Source organism: Nonomuraea sp. NPDC002799 (genome assembly GCF_053592075.1).
This window is the reverse complement of the sequence record NZ_JBSFVA010000028.1, coordinates 69,168-93,716: the sequence shown is the minus strand read 5'-3', so window position 1 is coordinate 93,716 and position 24,549 is coordinate 69,168. Positions and strand designations below refer to the sequence as shown.

Genomic DNA, 24,549 nt, shown 5'->3' with positions numbered 1-24,549 from the left:
GGAGTCAGTTGTCGTGGAACCTCCCCAGGGCTGAGCCAAGGACCACCACGGGTCTCCACAAAAGGTGGTCAAACCGCCGCCGCGTAATGACGGCGTGACGGGGGAATGGCACATCGTGGCCGGAAGCATCGCGCAGCGACAGGAGGTCCACCTGTGGCCACGACCATGTCCGTGGGCGAGGCGGGGCGCTCACTCGCCACCCCCGCCGCGTACACCGATGAGACCCGCCTGCACGAAGGGCTGGCGCTGCTGCGCCGGGCGTCCCCTGTGCACCGGGTGGACGCTCCCGGCTACGACCCCTTCTGGGCGGTCACCCGGCACGCCGACGTGCTGGAGATCGAGCGGGACGCCGCCCTGTGGCTGAGCGCCCCCCGCCCCGTGTTGCGCAAGGCGGAGGTCGACGCCGCCCTGGAGGCGCGCAAGGCGAAGGGGACCGCGCTGCGGACCCTCGTCCACCTGGACGATCCCGAGCACCGCGTCGTCCGCGCGATCGGGGCGGACTGGTTCCGCCCCAAGGCCATGCGGGCCCTGGAGGTGCGGGTGCGCGAGCTGGCCAGGCGGCACGTGGACCGGATGGCCGAGCACGGCGGCGCCTGCGACTTCGTCCGGCAGGTGGCGGTGCACTACCCGCTCTACGTCATCCTCTCGCTGCTGGGGCTGCCCGAGTCGGACTTCCCCCGCATGTTGCGGCTCACGCAGGAGCTGTTCGGCCAGGACGACGCGGCCAAGCGGCGCGGCGGGGCCGCCGCCCACCACCTGTCCGTGCTGACGGATCTCCTCGGCTACTTCCACGAGGTCACGGCCGCGCGCCGGGCCGCGCCCACCGGGGATCTCGCCTCGATGATCGCGAACGCGCGCGTCGACGGCGAGCTGCTGAGCGACTACGACACCGCCTCCTACTACGTCATCATCGCCACGGCCGGTCACGACACCACCAGCTCCACCATCGCGGGCGGGCTGGAGGCGCTCATCCGGCATCCGGCGGAGCTGCGGCGCCTGCGGGAGGATCCCGGCCTGCTGCCGCTCGCCGCCGAGGAGATGATCCGGTGGGTGAGCCCGGTGAAGGGGTTCATGCGCACGGCTTCCGCCGACACCCGGGTCGGCGGGACGGCCATCAAGAAGGGCGAGTCGGTGTTGCTCTCCTATCCGTCGGCCAACCGGGACGAGGAGGTCTTCGACCAGCCGTTCCGCTTCGACGTCGGGCGTGATCCCAACCGGCACCTGGCGTTCGGGTTCGGCGTGCACTACTGCCTCGGGGCGGCGCTCGCCCGGATGGAGATCCAGGCGCTCTTCGCCGAGCTCATTCCCAGGCTGGCCACCGTCGAGTTCGACGGTGCGCCCTCGTGGGGGGCCACCACGTTCGTGGGCGGGCTCAAGTCCCTGCCCGTCCGCTACACCATGCGGGGCTGAACGATGCCCGATGGATTTCGGCCGAATCGCCGGCGCGCCCGCGCCGGCGCACAACGACGATCACGTGGCACGGGTCCCGCACGGATCACTGCGCGCACAAGGACAACAAAAGAATCTTCAGCCCCGATGCGCACTCCCGAGAGCCGTGCCGGCGAGATCTTCACGCTTATTGACCTGCCATCTGACCTGCCCGAACGCCGCTTTTTCCGGTGCCGGCCGGCCGTCCGCGAGGCGTGACACGACAATAGTGGTAACAAACATTTCCCGAAGTAACTGGTCTACCGTATTGTCATTGTCTGGAATTGTTGGAACATATGGTTCGAGTCAACGAGTGAGGTCCATAGATCGTTTACCGGAATAGGTGACGGCGAGGGAAAGGGGCAACGCTCATGCGCCAACGTGCTGTCCGAAACCTGGCCAAGCTGGATACGACGCAAGCCAGGATCACGCGGATACTCGACGCCGCGGCAGGCGGGAAGAACAACTTCCTGGCGGACAAGGACATGGTGCGTTTCTTCGATCAGGCGACCCCCGTCACCACGACCGCGGCACGCGCGGTCCTGCAGTACTTATCCCGGGTGGTCCGCCACCTGGCCGCCGAAGGCGTGGACCAGTTCATGATCGTCGGCAGCGGGGTCCCGAGCGGTCTGCCGCCCGGCCAGCGGCTGCACGACATCGCCTGCCACACCTCCATCAGCCCCGACCTGCGGGTCGTCTACGTCGAGAACGACCCGATGGCGGTCACCATGGCGCAGGCCACCATCGAGCCCTTCGCCCCCATGGTCCGGGTGGTCGACGGTGACGTCCGCGAGATCGACGAGCTGCTCGCGGACCGGATCATCCACACGTTCCTCGACTGGGAGCGGCCCCTGGCCGTGTTGTTGTTGTCGGCGCACAGCCTCGACGACGACGAGCACGCCCACTACGTCATCAAGAAGTTGCGGCACGCGGCGCCCGTCGGAAGCTTCCTGGGCCTGCTGCACACGACCTTCGACGGCGTCCCGCCGGAGCTGCTCACCGCCGTCCGCGAGATGCTCGCCATGACGCTGCCCGGCCTCGCCATCCGCTCACGCGGTGAGGTCGCCGCCCTGCTGGACGGCCTGGACCTGGTCGAGCCCGGTCTGGTGTGGGTGCCCCGGTGGCGTCCCGTGGAGCGCGACCTCGCCTGCGCGGACGAGCCGAGCACGTCGGGCAACTACGGCGCCGTGGCCCGCCTTCCCTGAGGCGCGGGCGGCGGCGATCCCGTCGATGACCAGGGGCGCGGCCGGGCCCGGCGGGCCGCCGCGAGGTGGCGGAAACCCGCCGTGGCGGCCCTTCGCCAGTAACAACTCTTGGGGTGAAATACCCGCTTCCTAACAATTTGTCCTGCGCGGTGTTGATGATCAACCGCGTGGACAAGGGAGGAACCCCAAGAATGCGACCTCTGTACCGGGTTGTCGCAGCGACCACCGGCGCGGCCGTACTCGCCTTCGGGCAGGCGGCCATACCCGCAGGCGCCGCAGCGGGAGATCCGCCCGTCACGCCGGCGACCACCCACACGCTGACGCTGGTCACCGGCGACGTCATAGACGTCCAGACCTACGCGGACGGCCGTCAGGCCGCGAGCCCCCGGCCGGCGCCGGGTCGCGCGCAGCCCGCCTTCAAGACCGTCGAGCGGGACGGCGACCTCTACGTGATCCCGGACACGGCCCGCGCGCTGCTGGCCGCGAACCGGCTGGACCAGGAGCTGTTCAACGTCACCACGCTCGTCGCGGCCGGCTACGACGACGCCCACCGTGCCGCGCTGCCGCTCATCGTCAGCTACGGCCCGGCCGCCCGGCGCACGCTCGCCGCTCAGCCGGTGCCCGCGGGCGCCCGCAGGACCAGGGTGCTGACCAGCGCGAACGCCGCCGCCGTCGAGCGCGCTCCCGCCCAGGCGCAGGCGTTCTGGACCTCGCTGAGCCCGGCGGCGCCCAAGGTGGCGGCGGCGCCGTACGAGAAGGTGTGGCTCGACCGGCCGGTGCGGGCCACGCTGGAGACCAGCGTGCCGCAGATCGGCGCGCCGGCCGCCTGGCAGGCGGGCTACGACGGCAAGGGCGTGAAGGTGGCCGTGCTGGACACCGGCGCCGACGCCACGCACCCCGACCTCGAAGGCCGCATCGCCGAGAGCGTCAACTTCTCCGATGCCGCCGACACCGTGGACCGCAACGGCCACGGCACCCACGTGGCGGCCACCATCGCGGGCAGCGGCGCGGCCGACGCGAGCAAGCGCAAGGGCGTCGCGCCCGGCGCCTCCCTCTACGTCGGCAAGGTCCTCGGCGACACGGGCGGCGGCTACCTGTCGTGGATCGTCGCCGGGATGGAATGGGCGGCGGCTCAGCAGGTCGACGTCGTCAGCATGAGCCTGGGCACCGAAGATCCGTCCGACGGGCAGGACCCGCTGAGCCAGGCGCTGAACACCCTGTCCAGCCAGTCGGACGTGCTGTTCGTGGTCGCGGCGGGCAACGAGGGCCCCGACGCCGGCACCGTCTCCTCGCCGGCCGCCGCCGACGCGGCGCTCACCGTCGGCGCGGTCAGCAAGAGCGACGAACTGGCCGGGTTCTCCTCGCGCGGCCCCCGCCTCGGCGACGACGCGCTCAAGCCGGAGATCAGCGCGCCGGGCGTCGCCATCGTCGCCGCCCGCGCCGCGGGCACCTCGCTCGGCACCCCGGTCGACGACCGCTACAGCGCGCTGAACGGCACCTCCATGGCCACCCCGCACGTCGCGGGATCGGCGGCGCTGCTCGCGCAGCGCCATCCGGACTGGAGCGCCCAGCAGCTCAAGGCCGCCCTGATCAGCACGGCCAAGCCGGTGGCCGGCGACCTCGACGCGATCGGCGCGGGCCGTGTGGACGCCGGCCGGGCGGTCGCCCAGCAGGTGTACGCCAGTCCGGCCACGATCAGCCGGCCCACCGTGGCCGCCGACGGCGAGGCCGGCACCTCGGCCACCGAGATCGTCAACACCGGTGACACGGCCGTGGCCCTCGACCTGACCCTCGACGTCCGCGACCAGCGCGGCGCACCGGCCCCCACCGGCATGTTCGCCCTGCCGGCCGGCCGCGTCGAGGTGCCCGCCGGCGGCAAGGCCCAGGTCACCGTGGCGGTGGACCCGGCCAAGGGCACCCGGGGCCGCTACACCGGCCGCCTGCGCGCCAGCGCCGAAGGCGTCGAGGTGACGGTCGCGATCGTGCAGAGCGTCAGCCCGACCAGGCACCGCGTCGAGATCCCCGTCACCTACCGGGACGGCGGCGCGCCCGGCGCCGAGTCCGGCGTGGACGTGCTCGACCTCGACACCGGTGACTTCTACGACCTGACGGTGCCCGAGGACGGCAAGCTCATCGCCGACCTGCCCGCCGGTCGCTACTCCATGATGGCCACCCTGTTCGAGCCCAGGGACGCGAGTGTGCACTCCTCCGAGGTCGTCTTCGCGGGCGATCCGGACGTGGAGATCACCGGCCCGGCGACGGTGCCGATCGACGCCCGCCGGGCCGGCCGGGTCCGGCTGGACACCGCGAAGAAGGCCGACCACCTCCAGGTCACCATCGGCCACGTACGGTATGGGGAGGGCCCTGGCCTGCACTCCTCCTGGATGCTGACCTCGGCCACCGAGCGCGCCTACCTCACGCCCATGCCGAAGGCGGAGACCGGCGTGTTCGAGGTCTACCACCATTGGGACCTGTACCAGCCGGTCGCCACCGCCACGGCCGGCGGCGCGGACCTGCGGCTGGTCCACATGGACTTCGGGCCCGTCTTCGACGGGCGGCGCGACCTGCCGGTCTACGACGCCGGCGACCGCGAGGACTTCACCGGCGTCAACCTGGCGGGCAAGCTCGCGCTGCTGACCTACCGGCCGGGGGCGGACATGTTCCCCGCGATCGAGAGCGCGGCCGCGGCGGGCGCGACGGTCGTCGTGCTGGCGCTGAACGAGCGGCGCGGAGCGTTGTCGTACTGGGGCAGCGGGCTGGCGGTGCCCGCCTTCACCACCGGCTACGACGAGGCGGCGGCGCTGCGCAGGGCGGGGCGCGTGCGGCTGGAGGGCACCTCGGTGAGCCCGTACTGGTATGACGTGCTGCGCTGGCACGACGGCGTCCCGCGCGATCTGCGCTACGAGGTCTCGGCGCGGACCATGGCCCGCGTCGACGCGAGCTACCACGGCACCTCGGGCGAGGCCGGCTACGGCACGCGCGCCAGCTTCCGGCCCGCGGTGGGCGGCATGATGATCAAGCCGTCGCCGATCACCGGCGCGATGACCCGCGAGGAGTGGACGACGCCCGGTGACCTCATCGTGCGCGCCAGGTTCCAGCGCTCGGGGGAGGGCGCCGAGCTGATCAGCGCCGACCGCGTCTACCGGGCGGGGCAGCGCGTCGCCGAGCACTGGTTCGCGCCCGGCGGGCCCGGCCAGCCGCGCGGCCTGTCCAGCATCTTCGCGGAGTACGGCCTGCCCGCCCGGCGGACCGGCGACGAGGTGCGGATGATGACGCCCGCCTTCGGCGACTCCGACCCCGGCCACTTCGGCTTCGTCTCCAGCGGCGCCGACCAGGCGTCGTACGAGCTGTTCCGGGGGAGTCAGCCGGTCGCCTCCGGCGGTGAGCTGTACAACCAGGTGTTCACCTTCCCGGCCGAGCCCGCCGTGTACCGGCTGGAGCAGCACGCGGCCCGCACCGCCCCCTGGTGGGGCACGGCCACCAAGACGGACACGACCTGGACGTTCTCCTCGGCGCACACGGCCGGGCGGGAGGTGCTGCCGTTGCTGGCCATCGACTACGACCTCGGCGTCGACCTCCGCAACGCCGTCTCCGCCCGGGGGCGGCACACGTTCGCCTTCGGTGTCCGGGCGCCTGACGGGGCCGCTCCCGTCCGGGTCGCCGGGGCGTCGGCGCAGGTCTCCTACGACGACGGCGCGACCTGGGCTCAGGTCCGGGTGGACCGGCGCGGCGACGGGACGTACCAGGTCAAGACCGAGCACAAGGGGCGCAGTGGTCAGGTGTCCCTGAAGGTGGCCGCCTGGGACAAGGCCGGCACCAAGGTCGAGCAGACGATCACCAGGGCGTTCACGCTGAAGTGATCGCGGCGGGGGCTCCGCGCGGCGGAGCCCCCGCCCGCAAGCGTCCGGCGGCCTTCAGCTGTCCGGTGGTGCCTAGGTGTCCGGCGGCGTTCAGGCGTCCGGCGGTCTACGGGTGCCCGGCGGCGTTCAGTCGTCCGGCAGGCAGATGGTCAGCGCGCCCGGGAGGGCCTTCGCCTCGATCCGGGTGGTGGGCTCGCGCTCCCCGCCGTCGAGCTCGTAACGCAGCGGGGTGCCGAACCGGGCGGACACCTCCCTGGCCCGGGTGATCCGGACGAACGGGGACTCATCAGAGCGGCCCGCGGCCATCCTGCCGAGCACCCGCGCCCACTGGACCGGCCCCTTGGCGGTGGACACGCCGATGTCCAGCCAGCCGTCGTCCGGCCGGGCGTCGTCGAACGCCTCGATGCCGCCGGCGATCGTGCTCACGTTGCCCAGCAGCAGGCAGCTCGCCTCCCCCTCGAACCAGAGCGTCCCGTCGACCTCGATCGTCATCGGCACCAGCGGCCCGCCCACGTGCCGCACGGCCGCCTTGACGTAGCTCAGCTTGCCGAGCCGCCGCTTGGCCTTCCCGTCGGCGTCGGCGATCATCTCGGCCTCGAAGCCGGCCCCCGCCATCACCGCGAAGTGCTCGCCGTTCAGCACCCCGAGGTCCAGCTTCGCCCGCCGCCCGTGGAAGGCGACGTGGACCGACTCCTCCAGGTCGATGGGGATGCCGACGTTGTTGGCGAACAGGTTCCCGGTGCCCGCGGGCAGGATGGCCATCGGCACGCCGGAGCCGGCCAGCACGTCGGCGCAGCGCTGCACCATGCCGTCGCCGCCCCAGACGAGCACCAGGTCGGCGCCCTCCTTGAGCGCCCGGCGCACCTTCTTGGGCGCTTTCTTGCTCTTCGGCACCTCGAACCAGAGGAGTTCGCCGACGTCCTGCTCGGTGATGAGCACGCGCAGCCGGTCCAGCCCGGCGCCAAGTGTCTTCTTGCGGTGCGCGACAACCGCCACGGTGGGGGACATGCCTTCCGGACTACCCCCGGCGCGACCTTTCAGGCAGGAATCAATGCGCGCTCACGGGGTAGCCGATCGCGAACGCGCATCGAGGAAGGAGCGAATTCGTGAGGCGGTCATCGTTCAGGGCCCGTGCCGACCGTGCACTGGGGCTGCGTCTGACGGTGGCCAGTTTCGCGGTGGCGCTCATCATGATCCCGTTCAGCATCCTGCTGATCGTGGCGAAGATGCCGCTCAACGAGCTGGACGCGGAGGTCGCCGAGGAGCTGCACCAGTACGCGCTCGCCCACCCCGGCGTGACTAGGCTGCTCATCGTCTGGACGGACCTGTTCGGGCCGTGGCCGTGGCGGATCGCGGTCATCGCGTTCGCCGTCTGGCTGCTGCGCAGGGGCGGGCGGCGGCTGGCCGTCTGGGCGGTCACCACCGTGACCGTCGGCGGGCTGCTCGGCCTCGCGCTCAAGATCATCGTGGCCCGGACCAGGCCGCACCTGCCGGACCCGGTCGCGCTGGCGCCGGGCGACTCCTTCCCGTCGGGCCACGCGGTCAACGTGACGCTCGGCGCGGGCGTGGTCGTCCTGCTCCTGCTGCCCATGGTGTCGCGGGGGTGGCGGCGGGTGATCTGGGCCGTCGCGTGGTTCCTGGTGTTGTCGGTCGGTTACACCCGGATCGCGCTCGGCGTGCACTGGGTGAGCGACGTGGTCGGCGGGATCGTGCTGGGGGTGGCCGTGGTGGCCGCGACCACGGCGGGATTCGAGACATGGCGGCGAGGGCAGGGCCGCAGGCCCGCCTCGCCGGTGGCCGAGGGCGTGGAGCCCGAGTCGGTGAAGGTGATGCATGACCAAGACTGAGCATGTGAAGTACTACGCGGTGACGCTCTTAAGCCCGCTGTTGTTGCTGGGCGCGGTGACGTACGGCGTGGGGGAGCTGATCCTCGCCCAGCCGACCGGCGAGGCGGCCGTGAGCAGGGGACTGGCCGAGGACCGCACGTCGCTCTGGAACACGCTGACCGACTTCGGCAGCAGCCTGTCCGACACTCCCTACATCGTCGGGCTCACCGCGCTGGCCGCGATCATCTGCCGGCTCGTGTTCAAGCGCTGGCGCGAGTCGATCTTCCTCGTCGCGGCCGTCTGGGGCCAGTCGCTGGTCTTCCTGGCCACCACCGAGGTGGTCGGGCGGAAGCGGCCACCGGTGCCGCATCTCGACCCGGCGCCTCCCACCTCCAGCTTCCCGTCCGGGCACATGAGCGCCGCCGTCGCGTTCTACTGCGGGATGGCGCTCATCCTCACCACCCACATCCGCAACCGGGCGCTGCGGGTGCTGGTGTGGGTGCTCGGGATCGCCGCCCCGCTGGCCGTCGGCTTCTCCCGCCTGTATCGCGGCATGCACTTCCTCACCGACGTCCTGTGGGGGATGCTGCTCGGCGCCGTCTGCGTGGTGGTGGCCGCGCGGGCCATCCTGTACCGGCGGGACAGCCGGCGCCAGGAGCGGCGGCGGTCAGAACTCGTTCGACCCGCGTAGCCGCGGGGGCCGTCCGTCCGGGTCCACGACCATCCGATACAACGGCATGGCCATGGCCCGGCGGACGGCGCCGATCCCGGGGCGCGCGTGCGGGCGCAGCCGGCCCGGCGGGCGCGGGCCCTGGCAGCCGCCCTCGTGCCAGGCGTCGAGCCGCGCCGCCGACTCGGCGAACGCGTCGAACGCGGCCTTCGGATCGCACAGGTCGTCCAGATCCCTGGGACCCCGGCCGTCGGGGTCCAGGTCGTCGGGTTCATTGGAGCCGGGGTAGCGGTCCAGGTGCTCGGCGGCCAGCGTGAGCCGGAGGTCCCTGGCGTACCTGCGGGCCCCGGCGGGCTCGCGCGGGTCGGGCTCCTCGTCGATCACGGCGCAGCTCAGCTCGGAGTCGAACGTCCACGAGCGCAGATTGACGTTGTCGGAGCCGACGCTCGCCCACACGTCGTCGACCACGCAGACCTTCGCGTGCACGTACACCGGCGTGCCCGCGTGGTTCTCCAGGTCGTAGATGGCGACCCGGTCCCCGCCGGCGCCCAGCAGCCGGGCCAGCGCCTCCGACCGGCCGATCAGGCTGGCCGGACCGGCCAGCCAGCCGTCCTGGTCGGGATGGCGCGGCACCACGATGATCATGCGCAGCTCCGGCTCCCGCTCCAGCGCCTCGGCGAACGGCTCGACCACCTCCGTGGACCAGAGGTACTGGTCCTCCAGGTAGACCAGCGATCGGGCCCGCTTCAGCACCTTGTGGTACGCCCTGGCCACGCTCCGCTCACCCTCAGGGGCGAACGGATAACCACGGCGCAGGTGCGGATAGGTCCGCAGCAGTTGCACGGCGTGCGTCCCGGCCCGATCCGGCGGCGGACCCGGCTTGGGCAGCGGCGGCACGTCGGCCATCTGTGACAGGCGGTCGCGCAGCCGCCGGAGCGGCTGGCGGGTCTCGGGCGCCGGATCCTCCCAGCGCTCGCAGAAGACCTTCTCCACCTCGGACACGGCCGGACCCTTGATCGCCACCTGGACGTCGTGCCAGGGCGGGCGCGGGCCGTAGGCGTCCGGCATCGGCGCCGCCTGCGGGTCGCCATGGTGCTCGGCGTCGTCGCGGCGGCTGTGACACAGGTCGATGCCGCCGAGGAAGGCCACGTCCCGCTCCGGGTCGCGGTCGTGGCGCAGGATGACGAACTTCTGGTGGTGCGAGCCGCCGTGCCGTACCCGGGTGTCGAGCAGCGCCTGGCCGCCCGCCGCCTCGATGTCCTCGCCCAGGTGCCGGTTCTCGGCCGCGCTGAAGCGCAGGAAGTCCAGGTGCGAGCGCCAGATCAGCCCTCTGACCAGCGCGCCCCGCTCGGCGGCCGCCGCCATGACGGCCGCCACTCCGGGGCCGTCAGGCGTGAGCCGCTCGTCGGGGTCGCCGCGCCAGTCGGCGAACAGCAGCAGGTCGTCCTTGCCGAGGTCCCCCACGCGGCGGGCCAGCTCGGCGAAGTAGGTCGCGCCGTGCACGAGCGGGCGCACCAGGTTGCCCTCCGACCAGGGCGTCAGCTTGGTCGCGTCATTGCCGCGTTCCTCGCCGGTGAGGAACCAGTCGTCGAGATTCATGTGCGCCGCCAGCGGGCCTCTCCCAGGCAGTACCCGGCGAACAGCAGCAGCCCGAGCGCCACGATCGCCAGCAACCAGGGCCCCGCCGGGGTGTCGGCGAACGCCCGCAGCGTCGCGTCGATGCCGCCGGCCTTGTCCGGGTCGAAGGTGACGGCCGCCTGGATCACGAAGACACCGGCCAGCGCCGCGATCACGCCGCGCGCGAGGTAGCCGGCCAGCCCGAGCCGGTCCATCACCGCGCCGGCTCGCGGCGGCATCGGCCGGAGCTGCTTGCGGAACTCCTTCTTGATGCCGTGGCGCAGCCAGTAGACGCCGAGCGCGATGATGCCGAGCCCGACCGCGCCCACGATGATCTGGCCGCCGGGCAGTTCGAGCAGCATGCCCGTCACGTCCCGGGACTTCTCGTCGTCGGAAGCGCTCTTGCCCGACAGCAGCATGGTCAGCAGCGCGACGCAGATGAACGCGTACACCACGGTCCTGCCGATCGTCTCGGCCAGGTCCTTGATCTTGTGCGAGCCGAAGAGGGCCTCACACGCCTGCCAGATGGTCAGGGCCGCGAACCCCACCACCATGATCCATAACACCACGGCACCGAACGGCAGCGCGGCCACCGTGCTGATGGCGCCGTTCTTGTCGGCTTCCTTGCCGCCGCCGCCGAACGCGATCTGCAGCGCCAGCACGCCGATCAGCCCGTACAGCACGCCACGGCAGACCAGCCCGACTCGGGCGAGCCGGTCCATCGCCGGGCTGTTCGCCGCCCGTCGTGCCACGGTCTCAGCTTCACTCATGGGCTCTCCCCAGGGTAGTCAAAGACTTTCGAACTGCCCTGGATCGCGCCCTCTAGACCTCCGGCCGCCGGAACGGCCCGCACCGCCGGGTTCTGGCGCGTTCGCCAGGCCCGGCGGCGAGAGGCCGCTAATCACTCAGAGCACCGACCTGCTCACTGGACGGTGATCGTGTCCACCTCGACGGTGATGCCCTTCACCTGCGGTGTCGAGGTCGCCGTGGTGACCTTGCCGGCCCCCGGGCTGACCCCCTTGATCTTCATCGAGTACGTCAACGTCCCGCCGGGCGCGCCCGGCGTGCTCTTCACGACCAGGTCCTCGGTGGGCGGCCCGGTGATCTGGCCGCCGCCGGTGCCCTCGTCGTTCTCCGCGCCCACGGTCAGGCCGTAGCCCGCCGGCGGGGCGCCGGGCAGGTTGCCCGGGTCGTAGGCGTAGCTGACGTCCTCCACGCCGCCCAGCCCGATCCACTGCTGGAACACCTTGACGTCGGTGGTGCCGAAGAGGTTCACCCGCCACTCCACCACCAGCCAGTCGCTGACGCCGTCGGTCAGCGTCGCGGCGAGGATGCCGGGAGCACCGGTGCCGTCGAGGTCGGTCCAGTAGGAGGCGAGCACGCCGTTCGGCCGGGCCGGGTCGGGCAGCGTCTGCGGCGTGAAGGAGATGTCGTCGGATCCGGTGGTGCCGCCCACGATGCTGTAGCCGTTGGACGTCACGCCGAGCCTGGTGTAGGTCTCGCCGGCGAAGGAGAAGGACGGGACGGTGAAGTTCAGCGCCTGCTCGTCGCCGATCGGGATCGGCGTGACGCCGAAGGCGTCCAGCGGGATGTAGCCGGCCGGTCCCGCGCCCGGCGCGATCGTCGGGCTGTCGGGCTGCCTGGCGGCGAGCGTCGCCTTGGTGGTCGCCACCTGGGTGCCGACCTTGGTGGCCCCGGTCACGCTGTTCAGCCGCAGCCGGCCGTCGAGCGTGCTGAGCGCGGTCACCTCGGCGTTCTCCAGGGTGGTGTTCGCGACCGTCACCGTGCAGGTGGACTCGCCGGTGTTCCTGGGGATGGCCGCCGGCGCGCAGGTCTGGTCGACGGGCACCGCGCCCTCCTGCCGGAAGAAGGCCACCGGCAGGTGCAGCGCGCGCGAGCCGCCGACCTGCTTGAGGTCGACCTGCCCGAAGTACTGCCCGTCGGGCAGCTCGGGCGCGGTGACGACCACGCTCAGCTTGGCGCTCTTGCCGGGACCCACGGACAGGAGCGGCGGCAGCACCGTGATGTTGGCGCCGGCGACCGTCTTGCCCGAGGCGGTGAAGAGAAGCGTCTTGTTCGTGGTGTTGGTGAGCGTGCGCTTGGCGGTGATGACGCCCGGCATGGTGGGGGCGTTCACCGACGGCAGGTTGAGGTCGATGCGGTCGAGCGGATCGGTGGCCGAGGCGATGAAGTTGGCCGCGCTCTCGTCCAGGGTCAGGCCGGGGTCGCCGGCCTTGGTCAGGTCGATGCGCCCGCCGCCCATGTCGAACGGGTCCGCCGGGGTGGTGCGATCCTGCTTGGTGACCGCGGTCTTCGCCGTCGTCATCAGCGCCGACTTCACCTGGCCCGGCGTCCAGTCCGGATGCAGGGCGAACACCAGCGCGGCCGAGCCCGTCACGTGCGGCGCCGACATCGAGGTGCCCGAGATGACCTGGAACAGGTTGCCCGGCGGCCCCTCCAGCGGCGACTCGGGAGTCGGGGTCATGCCCGCCATGATGTGCAGGCCCGGCGCGGTGACGTCCGGCTTGAGGAAGTCACCGCCGGGGCCGCGCGAGGAGAAGTGCGTGATCGCGTCGCCCTGCCAGGTGGTCTTGGTCCCCTGCGTGAGCGACGCGGTCGCGCCCGGATGCGCGGCCAGGAAGCCCAGCAGGACGTCGGTCTCGGGCTTGTCGAGATGCGCCGACGGGATCCAGTGCGAGTCGGTGAAGACGTCGAACGGGAAGGCGTTGTAGAGGATCATCCCCGCCGCGCCGCCCTGCATGACGTTGAAGCCCTTCAGCACCCGGTTGGGGGTGCGCTCGCACGCCACGATCTTCCCGGTGAACGTTCCGGGAGCCGCCGGCACGTCGCACGCCGCGCGCGAGTACGGCGGCGCCGACGCGAGCACGATGGGCAGCGGCGAGGCCAGGCCGGCGGTGATGGAGGCACCCTTGACCGTCGCCGTCGCGCCGCCACCGGACAGCGTGACCGTCGACTGGAACGTCCTGTTCTGCGTGGAGGCGGCCACCGTGGTCACCCAGGGGCCGCGGTGGTCGGTGGTGTTCGCGCCGGGCCCGGAGTTGCCCGCCGACGCCGAGACGAGCACGCCCGCCGCGTACGCGTCCAGGAAGGCCAGCTCGACCGGATCGCTGTACGGATCCGAGCCGCCCGAGATGGAGAAGTTGATGACGCGCACCCCGTCGAGGATGGCCCGCGCCACCGCCTGCGCCGAGTCGGAGGGGAAGCAGCCCTCCGCGCCGCACACCTTGTAGACCGAGACCCCGGCGGCGGGCGCGATGCCGTGGATCGGCCCGCGGCTGATGCCCAGGGGCTTGGCGTCGGCGACGGGGCCGCCGGCCGAGGTGGTGGCGGTGTGGGTGCCGTGCCCGTTGGAGTCGCGGGCGCTGTCGGGGTAGACCTCGCCGCCGAAGACCGCGTTGTAGGTCTCCAGGAACGGCTGCCCGCCGACCAGCTTGCTGGTGCAGGTGAACGGGTCACTGGCCGGGGTCAGCGGGTTGTCGCCGAAGTCGCACACGCGGGGCGTGCCGTCCTTGGTCGGGCCGGGGGCCGGCAGGCCGGACGGCGCGGCGAAGGAGGGGTGCTCGGGCCAGGCGCCGGAGTCCAGCACGCCCACGATCACGCCCTTGCCCGAGGAGTCGCTGCCGCCGAGCCGGTTGTAGATGGTGTCGGCGCCGATGAACTTCGGGCTGGAGTCGGTGAGGAGCTGCTGCGGCCGGTCCTCCTGGACGGCGACCGCGCCGGGCAGCTTCAGCACCTCGGCGACCTTGTTGCCCGGGATCCGGAGCGCGATGCCGCCGTACACGGTCCTGATCCGCTGGCCGGCCACCGCCCCGGGGACCTTCGCGGCCAGCTCGCCCAGGAAGTCCTTCTCGACGGTCTCGATGTGCCGGGCGTACTTCTCGGCCTCGGCGCTCCTGGTGTCCAGGGCCTTGCCGGTGACGGCGGGGCTGGTGCCGGGCAGGCCGGGCAGGCCGCCCCGGTAGGCGGCGAGCGAGTCGTAGTCCAGCTTGACCACGACGTTGACCGGTGCGGGGGAGGTGACCTTCAGCAGCGCCTGGTCGCTCTTGGCGAGCTTGCCCGTCGGGGACTTGGCGCCGTCGACGAGCTCGGCGCCGGTGAGGGGGGTGGCCTTCCACTGCGAGCCGGGCGGGGCGGGTGCGGGCGAGGCGAGCGCCGCCGCCGGGCTCATGACCACGACGACGCTCAGGCCGATGGCGATCGAGCCCAGCCGCCGCGCCCGGGATAAGCGGGAACCGGATGACACGAGGGGACCTCCTGGTCGAGGATGTGCGTGGACTCGCCAGGCCGCCCAGGAGGCGTCGTGTCACCCCGTTCGCAGGCACACCGGAGAGAGCACCGACCCCTCCCCGGTGGGTGACGATCTTGCGGCCGCCCGGCAGGGCGGCCCGATCCGAACCAGAGTGTAAACAGCGGTGATCGGCCAGGAAACCTCCTGACTTGCCAGAATCCCTCCGGCAATCCAGCACATTTAGTGTTCGACGCGACAGGATTGCCCGCCCCGGCTCACACCGGCAGCGGAAGCACGGCCGTCACCTCGGTGCCGCGTACCGCGCGCGGCCCGATCGCGCAGGAGCCGCCGATCTCGGCCGCCCGCTCGCGCATCGAGGTCAGCCCGACCCCCGGCGACGGGGACTCGGGCAGCCCGTCGCCGTCGTCGGTGACCGAGATCCGCAGCGCCTCGGCCTCGCGATCCAGCCTGACCAGCACGGAGGCGGCCTGGGCGTGCCGGCGGGCGTTCGTCAGCGCCTCCTGGGCGATCCGGTACGCGGCCGTCTCCACCCCGGCGGGCAGCAGGTCGAGCGAGCCCGTCACCGCCACCTCGATCCGCGGCCCGGGGCCCTGCCCGAAGGCCCGCAGCGCGCCGGCCAGCCCCAGCTCGTCCAGCGCGGGCGGACGCAGCCCGTCGACCAGCTCCCGCACGGACACGAGCGTGCCGGCCATCTCCTCGCGCACGCCGGCCAGCAGCTCGTCCACCGTCGCCGGATCGTGCTCCAGTCGCCGCCGCGCCTCGTCCAGCCGCATCGTCACGCTGGTGAGCGTGGGACCGAGCCCGTCGTGCAACTCCCGGCCGAGCCGGCGCCGCTCCTCGGCGCGGGCCTCGGTGATGCGCTCGTGCGAGTCACGCAGGTCCGTGCTCAGCCGGACGGCGTGCGCCAGCTCGGCCAGGTGCGGGGCCATGACGGAGCGCTGCGCCCCGCTCTGCCGCGCGCCCGCCAGCAGCAGCCGCCCCACCTTCGCGCCGTGCCAGGTCAGCTCGGCCGCGCGCGGCCTGGCGCCCAGCTCGCCGTCCACGAAGGACAGCGCGGGCTCGCCCGACACCTCCACGCCCACACCGCGCGCCCCGAGCGAGGCCCGCACCACGGCGATCGCCTCGGCCAGCGCCTCGGACGGGTCGCCGGCCCGCTGCACGGCCCGGCTCAGCAGGTCCGCCGCCCGGTACGGGTCACGCTCGACGTTGAACAGGCGGTCGACCGAGCGTTGCAGGCGCAGGCGTACGGGATGGAAGGCCGCGCCGGTGGCCATGGCGGCGGCGAGCCCGGCCACCGCGCCGTAGTCGCCCGCCACGCTGCTGGCCGCCCAGATGAGCACCGAGTAGGTGACGCCGGCGCCGAGCGCGAGCGTGCCGTACACCAGCGTGCGGTTCAGGATGAGCCGGATGCCGTAGAGCTGGTGGCGCAGCACCGCGGCGATGATCGAGATGGGGATGCCGGCCGCCAGGATGAGGCGCAGCGCGAGCATGACCTGGTCCTGCGTGCCGGCGCTGGCCACCCAGTAGCCGACGAAGATCGCCATCGCGACGAAGTACCAGGTGATCTGGCGGCGCACCTCCGGCGTCGCGGCCCGGTGGCGGAAACCCAGGGAGATCACGCCGAGCAGGCAGAGCAGGATCATCGGCGGACCGATCCAGGACTCCACGACCTGCGGGATCCGGCCCAGCGCCGCGACGCCGAACGGATTGCTCATCGGCACGCCGAGCTCGAACGACGGGTCGGGGGACAGGCCCAGCAGCAGCGAGTGCCCGACCATGAGCGTGAGGTTGCCGTAGAGCACGGGCCGCCACCGCTTCGACGGCAGCCGCCCGTCGGGGAAGAGCAGCGGCATGATCCCGGTGAACGTCGGCACCGCCCACAACCACAACCAGATGGCCGGCCAGGCGAGGTAGGGCAGCAGCGGGCTCGGTGCGTACTCCGCCATCCAGACGGTCAGCGCGAACAGCAGCGAGTACACCGACCAGATCATGCCGGTGCCCCACATGAGCCACGGGAACAGCAGCCGGGGCCGGCGCGAGATGAGGAACGCTCCAGCGAACGGGAACATCAGCCCGATCGGGTCGACGCCCTGGTTCTCGCTCCACGCCGGGACCTGGAGGCCCAGCCAGGCCGCCAGCAGCACGGCCGGCAACGACAACACCGCCAGCGCCCACACGGCCCCGATGACGATCCGCCGCCTCATCCTGCCCCCCGCCGCGGTGACCGGCCGCCGGTCACGAATGTTGTCCCCCGCCGCGGTAACGGGCCGCCGGTCATGGTTCGTGGCCTCATCTCGCCGCACGCAGCGGGATCCGGGCGACGACCTCGGTGCCGCCGCCGGGCCTGACCTCGATCTCGCAGGCGCCGCCCAGCTCCTCCGCGCGAGCGCGCATGAGGGCGGCGCCCCTGCGGCGCTGCTCGGCCAGGCCGATCCCGTCGTCGGACACGGTCAGCCGGAGCCCGTCCCGCCGCTCCACCCTGATCAGCGCCGTCGTGGCCCTGGCGTGCCGGCGCACGTTCGCCATCGCCTCGTGGGCGATCTTGTACGCGGCCACCTCCACGGCGGCGGGCACGTCGGCCAGCGAAGCGGGCACGACCACGTCGACCCGGGGTCCCGGCGCGTCGGCCAGCATGCGCAAGGCGCCCTCCAGGCCCAGCTCGTCCAGGGCGGAGCCCGCGGGCGGGCGCAGGCCGTACACCAGGTCGCGCACGTCGACGATGGCCTCGCTCATCTCCCGGCGGGCCCGGCTGAGCAGCGGATCGACCGCGCCCGGATTGCTGGCCAGGCTGAGCCGGGCCTCGTCCAGGCTCAGCGCGAGACTCGTCAGCGTGGGCCCGAGCCCGTCGTGCAGGTCGCGGCGCAGGTTGTGCCGCTCCTCCTCGCGGGTGACGAGCATGCGCTCGCGCGAGCGCTGCAGATCCGCGCTGAGCTGCACGGCGTGCGCCACCTCCGCGAGCTGCCTGGCCAGCATGTCGAGCAGGGCCCGGTCGCGCGGCTCGCCGGAGACCATCAGCCGGCCCATCGACCTGCCGTGCCACTCCAGGCGCACGACCGACGGGCTCTCGCCCAGCTCGCCGTCGGCCACGCTGCGCACCCGGCCGCCCGGCAGCACCACCTCGACCGCGACGCCGGCCGCGCCGAGCGCCCGTCTCGTCGCCGTCGCGGCCGAGGCCAGGGCCTCAACGGGGCCGTTCGCCTCCTGCATGCTGCGGCTCACCCCGTCGGCCAGCCGGTACGGGTCGCGCTCCGACTCGAACAGCCGGTTCACCGCGTCCTGGAGGCGGAGGCGTACGGGGTGGAAGAGCGCGCCCGCGACCAGGGCGGCGATCAGGCCCGACCACGAGCCGAGGCGGGAGCCCAGCGTGATGATCCCGAAGTAGACGATGCCCAGCACGGCGGTGAGGGCGAGGTAGACCAGGCCGCGATTGAGCACGACGAGCGCCCGGCCGCGGCCGTCCAGGCCCGACAGGACGGTCGCCCGCACCAGCAGCGGCCCCGCCGCTCTCAGCAGGACGAGCCTGATGTTCTTCCGCATATGCGCGCATCATAAGTGGCACGTGCCACACCACGGCAGCCCCGCCGCGGAACCGGGACGGCGATCGTGCGGCGGGTGGCTAGGCAGCGTGGTCGCGAGACCGGGGCGGTGGTCGTGCGGCGGGTGTTCAGGTGGTCGTGTGGCGGGCGTCAGGCGGCGTAGTTGCGCACCACGCGCAGTGCGGCGGCGGCGTGCGGGCCCTCGGCGGCGAGGCCGGTCTGTTCGGGCGTGCGGCGCCGGGCGCCGACCCGGCAGAACTCCGCGGCCAGGCCGGTGATCCGGGACGGGGCGGCCGGGTCGCCGAAGGTCCAGCGGTCACCGTCGGGACCCGTGAGATCGCAGAACACCGGCGCGTCCGGGAGCCCGGCGACGGCGAAGGCGTAGGGCAGCGTGCGATGGGCCAGCCAGGCCACATGGCGGATCCGGGCCGTGTCGGGGTAGGGGATGTCCAGCGGAAGGGTGATGTCCAGGGCGTGCGCCCAATGCTCGGCGATCCTGGTCGTGGCGAGCGTGCGCGGTGAGAGCGGCCTCCTGACCCAGGACAGGCGTGTGCCCGGGGGATGGGCGCGGAGCGCGTCCGGGGTGGCGAAGGCGGCCGCGCGCCAGCGCGCCAGCACCTCGGCCGGCGCCGCCCCGCGCTCGGCGGTCACGCTCTCCTCGGCCATGCCGTCCACGGTGCTGCCGCCGGCGGGCAGGAGGACCGTCCCCTCGCCGATGGAGGGGCTGTTCGCCGCCTCCTCGGTCTGGGCGAGATGCAGGACGACGTCGGAGACGGTCCAGCCCTCGGCCGCCGAAGGATGGGACCACTGACCTGGGCTGAGAGAGCCGAGCACCGCGTCCAGCCGCCGGTACTCCGCGGCCAGATCCTCGAAGACATCCGTCATCGGGCCAGCATACAGAACTTTGTTCTGTGACGATGTAATCATCTTGTTATCTAATCTGGCGACCAAGCGGGCGTAATGCGGGCATCATTGACCCCAGAGTCCAAGCAGAGGGCTTTTCACTACGTGACATCGTGGCGTGCCTCTGCATGGACTTTTTTGTTGTGCGGGGCCGCCTGAAGACCTACTTGCGGAGTATCAGATGGCCGTCCTGGATATCGCTTTCGAAGACCTCACCGCCGAGCAGCTCCTGACCGACATGAACCGGCCCGAAGCAGCGGAGTCGCACAAGGTACGCATTCGTGAGCGCGTCGTGAACATGTACGCCTCTCTGGTCAGCGACGTCACCCGCCGATACCGCTACCGCGGCGAGTCCGCGGACGATCTGCGCCAGGCCGCGTACGTCGGCCTGATGAAGGCCATCAACGGCTTCGACCCCGAGCTCGGGCACGAGTTCAGGGGCTACGCGATGATCACCATGGTGGGCGAGGTCAAGCGGCACTTCCGCGACCGCACCTGGGCGATCCGGGTGCCCCGCATCTACCAGGAGCGGCGCCTGGAGCTGAACAAGGCCACCGCCGAGCTCACGCAGACCCTCGGCCACTCGCCGACCGTCGCGGAGCTCTCCGCCAAGATGGGGATCTCCGAGGAGGACGTGCTGCTCACGCTCGACGCGTCCACCGCCTACAGCACGCTCTCGCTGGACGCCCCCGTCGGAGGCGGCGACGAGGACGGCGCCGACCTGGGGGACTTCCTGCCCGCGCAGGACGACGCGCTGGACACCATGCTGGGCAAGTTCGCGATCAAGCCGCTCATCGACGAGCTCCCGGAGCGGGAGCGGAACATCCTGCTGATGCGCTTCTACGGCAACATGACCCAGTCCGAGATCGCGAGCGAGTTCGGCATCTCGCAGATGCACGTCTCCCGCATCCTGCGCTCCGTCCTCACCAAGCTCCGCACCGCGCTGCGCGACTGACGCGGAAGGCCGGCCCTCTTCCGGCAGATGGTTGGATATGCCACGAATTCGACCGTCGGAAGAGGGCACTATTACGTTGGCGCGGGTAGCTTTCCGGCAGGTCATCGGCCAAGCCGGAATGCGGGCACGATGACCGTGGCGGCCGTTCACCACATCGGGGGGATGTGAACGGTGCGGCCACGATGACGATGGGCCGGGCAGGTCTACGCTGCCCGGCCCAGGCGGTCCCCTCCATCGTTCGCGGTGATGCTCGCTCGTCCGCCGCCGATGCGGCCTCCCGCCTCGTGCCGGTAGGAGCTCGTCATGGCCGACGTACAAGGAATCTGTCACCCGCGCTTCGCTCCCGTCAGGGACGCCTTCCTGGCCAACTTCGCCGAAGGGCGGGAGCTCGGCGCGTCCGTCTGCGTGTACCAGGACGGGCGGCCCGTGGTCGATCTGTGGGGCGGGCTGGCCGACGGCCGGAGCGGGGCGCCGTGGGAGCGCGACACCATCGCGCTGCTGGCCTCGACCACCAAGGGCATGGTCGCCGCGGCCGCCCTGCTGCTGGTCGACCGGGGTGTGCTCGACCTCGACGTGCCGGTGGCCGCGTACTGGCCGGAGTTCGCGGCCGAGGGCAAGGGCACGATCCCGCTGCGCTGGATCCTCGGGCATCGGTCCGGCGTCGTGGTCATCGATCCGCCGCTGACCATGGAGGACATCGAGCTGCGTACGCCCGTGGCGGCGGCCCTGGCGGCCGCCCGCCCCGCCTGGCGGCCGGGGCGCGCCCACGGCTACCACTGCCTCACCATGGGCTGGCTCGTCAGCGAGGTGATCAGGCTCACCACCGGGCTCACCGTCGGGCGCTTCTTCGCCCAGGAGATCGCCGCCCCGCTCGGCCTGGACCTGCACATCGGGATGGGCGGCCAGCAGGAGCGGCGGATGGCCGGCGTGGTGGCCCCGACGGACTCGGAGCTGCGCAACGGCCGCTCCGACCCGCTCCTCCAGCAGCTCAACCAGGCGATCTGCGAGCCGTCCTCGCTGCTGCACCGCGCCACGTACGGCAGCGTCGTGCTCACGGCGGAGCTCCTCGGCGGCTCCCGGCTGCTCCGGGCCGAGGTGCCGTCCTGCGGCGGGGTCGGCAACGCGGCCGGGCTGGCCAGGTTGTACGCCGCGCTCATCGGCGAGGTGGACGGCATCCGGCTGCTGCGCCCCGAGACGGCCGATCGCGCCCGCGCCGTGCAGGCGCGGGGCATGGACCTGGTGCTGCGTTGTCCCACGGCCTACAGCACCGGCTTCATGCTGCCCGGCGGGCCGATGTGGCCGGAGTTCGGCGCCCCGAACGCCTTCGGGCACGCCGGCGCGACCGGTGCGTTCGCCTTCGCCGACCCCGACACCGGCCTCGCCTTCGGCTACGTGCCGAACCGCATGTCCGAGCTGATCGAGGGCGGTGACGACCGCGTCTGGCGGCTCATGAAGGAGAGCCACCGGTGCGCGCGCGGGTAGCCGGGCCCCCGCGTCACCCCGTGCCGGGGAAGCGGGCGTAGTAGCCGCCCACCTCGTCGCGGTCGCGCTTGTCGGCGTGCCGGTCCTCGTGGAACGGCGGCGCGTTCTTGATCTCCTCCTTGGTACGCGCGACGTAGATCTTGGCCGAGTCGTGGTCGATGTCGGTGACGGTGCTGGCCGGCAGCAACACCTTCTTGCCGAAGATCCACGGCCCCGTGTCCACGACGAGGTAGCGGTCGCCCACCTCGTTGTTGTCCTGGTCGACCTTGCCGACCTTCCCGTCGGGCGCCTCGACCTCGTAGCCGACCAGCTCCACGGACTCGGTCATGCCGAGGTCCGGCCGGTACTGCCAGATGTTGTCGATCGTCATGGTCATGCTCCCCGTCTGGTCACCCGCTGGTCAGAGATAAGGGCTGCCCTCTGGCGGCACCCCTGGCACGGGCAGGTCGGGGTGCGGCGTCCACATCGCCCCCCGCTCGGCCTGCTGCAGGGCCAGCCCCGCCTTGATGCCCTGGAAGACGCCGTCCAGCCAGCCGACCATCTGGCTCTGCATGATGCGTACCTCCGACTCGCTGGGCGGGTCGGACGGCTCGGGCAGCAGGCGTTCCAGCTCGCCGCGCAGCTCCGGCGCCACCGAGCCGGCGATCTCCGCCACCGCCTGGGTGTGGATGCGCCGCAACTGCTCGCGGGCGTGCTCGTCGAGCGAGAGGCCGCGGACCTCCTCCAGCAACGTCCGGACCATGGCGCTCATCCGCAGCAGCCGGGCCGGCTCCTCGATGCGGGCGATCTCGGTCTCGGCGCTCGTCGAGCCGGACCTGACGCCGTCGTCTTCCTCATGTGGCCGCGACGGGCCTGGTGTAGCCGTCATGTCACCATCCTGACGTGCTGGTTCGCGGTAAACGCGGTCACCGCGGCCCCTGCCCACGCATCGGCCTCTCACGCCGCCGGGCAGGTCAGCTCCGCTCCGCGCCCCTGGCGGCCAGGCGTTTGCCGAGGCGCTGGGCCGGCGCCTCGATCAGGTGGTACGTCACGAGGCTGAGCGGGATCAGGGTCAGGAAGAGCAGCGGCAGGCTCGGCACCACGTGCAGCAGGATCGGGTGCAGCAGGTAGAGCGAGAAGCTGATCACGCCCAGGTGCGCCGGCCAGCCGGGGAAGGCCCGCCGGCGCAGCGCGTACGCCAGCGCGAAGACGCCGAACGCCAGCACGATCGCCGGCGCCCACCCGGAGTCGTCCTTGGCGGGGATCCCGCACCCCAGGACCACCACCACCGCGACCAGGGCGGTGCGCCACGAGATCGCCCCCTGCTCGGCGCGGTGCACCGCCGTCCCCGTGAACATCGTCGCCAGGATGATCACACCCTGCCAGGTGCCGCCCCTGCTGCCCAGGATCACCAGCGCCAGCCCGAGCAGCCCGCCCGCGACGGCGGCGGCCGTCCGCGTCCGGCCGCTCCCCAGCGCGGTCACCGCGACGGCCGCGACCACCGCGAGCCCGAGCAGGGCGGCGGCCAGGTCGGCCCGGCCGCCGATCACCGCCCGGGGCAGCAGCAGGCCCAGCGGCACGGCGAATAACGCCAGGCCGATGGCGATGCCCGCCGACCTGTGCGCCTGCCGCACGGCGAACAGCGCGACGCTCATCAGGTAGAACGCCATCTCGTACGAGAGCGTCCACGTCACGCTGACGACGGCGGGCAGGTTGAGCAACTCCTGCAACATCGTCAGGTTGCCCAGCACGACCAGGGGCAGCGGGCGCTCGCCGAGCCCGGCGGCGAGCGGCAGCAGGCCCGTGCCCGCGAGCAGCAGCACCAGGCAGCAGGCGGCGAGCAGCAGCGGGAGGAGACGGAAGGCCCGGCCGGTCCAGAACGCCCGCGGGTCGCCCCGCCGCTCCAGGGAGGCCGGGATGATGTACCCGCTGACCAGGAAGAAGACGAACACGCCCCACGTGCCGAAGTCGATCCGGCGGTCCACGACCGCCCACACGGCAGGGAGGAAGGTCCAGCCGGCGTGGTGCATCGTGACGGCCAGCGCGGCGGGCCCCCGCAGGGCGTCCAGCCAGGCCAGCCGGGCGGGGGCCAGGAACATCTGCCGGAGTCTATGGCATAACGGGCAGGGCGTTACCGCAGGCGGGATGGGGGCCGGGCAGACCTGTCAGGGCGTGAGCGCAAGCGGGGTGCGGGCCGGTCAGGGCGCGCGGAGCTCCTGGATCGAGCCGGCCAGCGTGGGGCGGAGGTCCAGCAGGCGGTCCAGCCCGCGCCGGCGGAAGGTCGCCCGCAGCAGCGGCCCCGAGGCGCAGACCAGCATCCGCCCGCCGGCCGACCGGGCATACTGGTGCGCCGCCATCAGGACGGTCAGCCCGAAGGAGTCCGCGATCATCAGCCCGCCGGCCTCGATCACCAGCCGGGGCGGCTGGTAGAGGTCGAGAGCCTGGGCCAGCTGGGCCTGCAGCAGCGGGCAGGTGTCCATGTCGAGATCGCCGCCGACGGAGATCACGACGATGCGCGCGTCGACGTGGTAGTCGGTGACGCTCAGCCGCGCGGGCGAGACCTCCTGCGCGGCGGCTTCCGCGAAAGCGTCGGTGCGAGGATGGACTGGCATGATCACCTTCCGGGAGCGCGACCGTACGTGCCGACCAGCCTTCCTGCGCTCATCCAGGGACCCTAGCAGATCCCTTGCATGCGGCAATGTTTAGTTTGCGCAACGAACGCGGGATCGTGGGCAGGCCGTTCACCCGGCGGGCGCGTTCCCGCGGCCGACCGGCCAGCGCGCCGGCCGGTGCCCCGCCGCTGATCGGCCGATCGGCT

18 protein-coding genes are annotated in these 24,549 nt (G+C 72.2%); 7 read left to right on the top strand and 11 right to left on the bottom strand.

Features of this window, described 5'->3' with window-relative positions; genetic code table 11:
* The first annotated feature begins 153 nt into the window (after nucleotides 1-153).
* The 3 genes from ACWD0F_RS37210 to ACWD0F_RS37200 all read left to right on the top strand — a co-directional run bounded on the left by ACWD0F_RS37210 (nucleotide 154) and on the right by ACWD0F_RS37200 (nucleotide 6,493).
* Nucleotides 154-1,410, top strand: a complete 1,257-nt coding sequence (locus ACWD0F_RS37210) for a cytochrome P450 (RefSeq protein ID WP_449884671.1) — start codon at nucleotides 154-156, stop codon at nucleotides 1,408-1,410.
* A 389-nt stretch (nucleotides 1,411-1,799) separates the two neighbouring features.
* The gene (locus ACWD0F_RS37205; RefSeq protein ID WP_449884668.1) at nucleotides 1,800-2,633 is read left to right on the top strand and encodes an SAM-dependent methyltransferase; all 834 of its coding nucleotides are present in this window, start codon (nucleotides 1,800-1,802) and stop codon (nucleotides 2,631-2,633) included.
* A gap of 191 nt (nucleotides 2,634-2,824) precedes the next feature.
* Nucleotides 2,825-6,493, top strand: a complete 3,669-nt coding sequence (locus ACWD0F_RS37200; protein ID WP_449884666.1) for a S8 family serine peptidase — start codon at nucleotides 2,825-2,827, stop codon at nucleotides 6,491-6,493.
* A gap of 126 nt (nucleotides 6,494-6,619) precedes the next feature.
* On the opposite strand, the gene ACWD0F_RS37195 is transcribed toward ACWD0F_RS37200, so the two are convergent.
* Nucleotides 6,620-7,501: a diacylglycerol/lipid kinase family protein gene (locus ACWD0F_RS37195; protein ID WP_449884664.1), complete on the bottom strand. Its 882-nt coding sequence runs from the start codon at nucleotides 7,499-7,501 to the stop codon at nucleotides 6,620-6,622.
* Between the two features lie 98 nt (nucleotides 7,502-7,599).
* Here ACWD0F_RS37195 and ACWD0F_RS37190 point away from each other — a divergent pair, with 98 nt between their 5' ends.
* Both ACWD0F_RS37190 and ACWD0F_RS37185 read left to right on the top strand, forming a co-directional pair.
* Entirely contained in the window at nucleotides 7,600-8,340 is a 741-nt protein-coding gene (locus ACWD0F_RS37190) for a phosphatase PAP2 family protein (RefSeq protein ID WP_449884661.1), read from the top strand.
* The gene (locus ACWD0F_RS37185; protein ID WP_449884658.1) at nucleotides 8,327-9,010 is read left to right on the top strand and encodes a phosphatase PAP2 family protein; all 684 of its coding nucleotides are present in this window, start codon (nucleotides 8,327-8,329) and stop codon (nucleotides 9,008-9,010) included. The genes ACWD0F_RS37190 and ACWD0F_RS37185 overlap by 14 nt, the downstream gene beginning before the upstream one ends.
* Here the strand turns inward: ACWD0F_RS37185 and ACWD0F_RS37180 are convergent.
* The 6 genes from ACWD0F_RS37180 to ACWD0F_RS37155 all read right to left on the bottom strand — a co-directional run bounded on the left by ACWD0F_RS37180 (nucleotide 8,987) and on the right by ACWD0F_RS37155 (nucleotide 19,297).
* Entirely contained in the window at nucleotides 8,987-10,588 is a 1,602-nt protein-coding gene (locus tag ACWD0F_RS37180; protein ID WP_449884655.1) for a phospholipase D family protein, read from the bottom strand. The two genes, ACWD0F_RS37185 and ACWD0F_RS37180, sit on opposite strands and share 24 nt — an antisense overlap.
* Entirely contained in the window at nucleotides 10,585-11,376 is a 792-nt protein-coding gene (locus ACWD0F_RS37175) for a DUF1206 domain-containing protein (protein WP_449884653.1), read from the bottom strand. The genes ACWD0F_RS37180 and ACWD0F_RS37175 overlap by 4 nt, the downstream gene beginning before the upstream one ends.
* A gap of 152 nt (nucleotides 11,377-11,528) precedes the next feature.
* A complete protein-coding gene (locus ACWD0F_RS37170; protein WP_449884650.1) occupies nucleotides 11,529-14,870 on the bottom strand; it encodes a S8 family serine peptidase in 3,342 nt (1,113 codons plus the stop codon).
* A gap of 260 nt (nucleotides 14,871-15,130) precedes the next feature.
* On the bottom strand, nucleotides 15,131-17,080 hold the full coding sequence (locus ACWD0F_RS37165; RefSeq protein ID WP_449884647.1) for a sensor histidine kinase: 1,950 nt from the start codon (nucleotides 17,078-17,080) through the stop codon (nucleotides 15,131-15,133).
* A gap of 85 nt (nucleotides 17,081-17,165) precedes the next feature.
* On the bottom strand, nucleotides 17,166-18,413 hold the full coding sequence (locus tag ACWD0F_RS37160) for a sensor histidine kinase (RefSeq protein ID WP_449884644.1): 1,248 nt from the start codon (nucleotides 18,411-18,413) through the stop codon (nucleotides 17,166-17,168).
* A gap of 149 nt (nucleotides 18,414-18,562) precedes the next feature.
* Nucleotides 18,563-19,297, bottom strand: coding sequence for a maleylpyruvate isomerase family mycothiol-dependent enzyme (locus tag ACWD0F_RS37155; RefSeq protein ID WP_449884643.1), 735 nt, complete (start codon nucleotides 19,295-19,297; stop codon nucleotides 18,563-18,565).
* A gap of 199 nt (nucleotides 19,298-19,496) precedes the next feature.
* On the opposite strand from ACWD0F_RS37155, the gene ACWD0F_RS37150 reads away from it, so the two are divergent.
* Both ACWD0F_RS37150 and ACWD0F_RS37145 read left to right on the top strand, forming a co-directional pair.
* Entirely contained in the window at nucleotides 19,497-20,270 is a 774-nt protein-coding gene (locus tag ACWD0F_RS37150; protein ID WP_449884640.1) for a SigB/SigF/SigG family RNA polymerase sigma factor, read from the top strand.
* A 303-nt stretch (nucleotides 20,271-20,573) separates the two neighbouring features.
* Nucleotides 20,574-21,752: a serine hydrolase domain-containing protein gene (locus tag ACWD0F_RS37145; RefSeq protein WP_449884637.1), complete on the top strand. Its 1,179-nt coding sequence runs from the start codon at nucleotides 20,574-20,576 to the stop codon at nucleotides 21,750-21,752.
* 13 nt (nucleotides 21,753-21,765) lie between these two features.
* On the opposite strand, the gene ACWD0F_RS37140 is transcribed toward ACWD0F_RS37145, so the two are convergent.
* From ACWD0F_RS37140 to ACWD0F_RS37125, 4 genes are all read right to left on the bottom strand, one after another.
* Nucleotides 21,766-22,122, bottom strand: coding sequence for a PRC-barrel domain-containing protein (locus ACWD0F_RS37140; protein WP_449884636.1), 357 nt, complete (start codon nucleotides 22,120-22,122; stop codon nucleotides 21,766-21,768).
* Between the two features lie 30 nt (nucleotides 22,123-22,152).
* Nucleotides 22,153-22,620, bottom strand: a complete 468-nt coding sequence (locus ACWD0F_RS37135) for a proteasome activator (protein WP_449884633.1) — start codon at nucleotides 22,618-22,620, stop codon at nucleotides 22,153-22,155.
* 85 nt (nucleotides 22,621-22,705) lie between these two features.
* Nucleotides 22,706-23,830, bottom strand: a complete 1,125-nt coding sequence (locus ACWD0F_RS37130) for an acyltransferase family protein (protein ID WP_449884631.1) — start codon at nucleotides 23,828-23,830, stop codon at nucleotides 22,706-22,708.
* 99 nt (nucleotides 23,831-23,929) lie between these two features.
* Nucleotides 23,930-24,343 (bottom strand): STAS domain-containing protein, encoded by a 414-nt coding sequence (locus tag ACWD0F_RS37125; protein ID WP_449884628.1) that lies wholly within the window; start codon nucleotides 24,341-24,343, stop codon nucleotides 23,930-23,932.
* Between the last annotated feature and the right edge of the window lie 206 nt (nucleotides 24,344-24,549).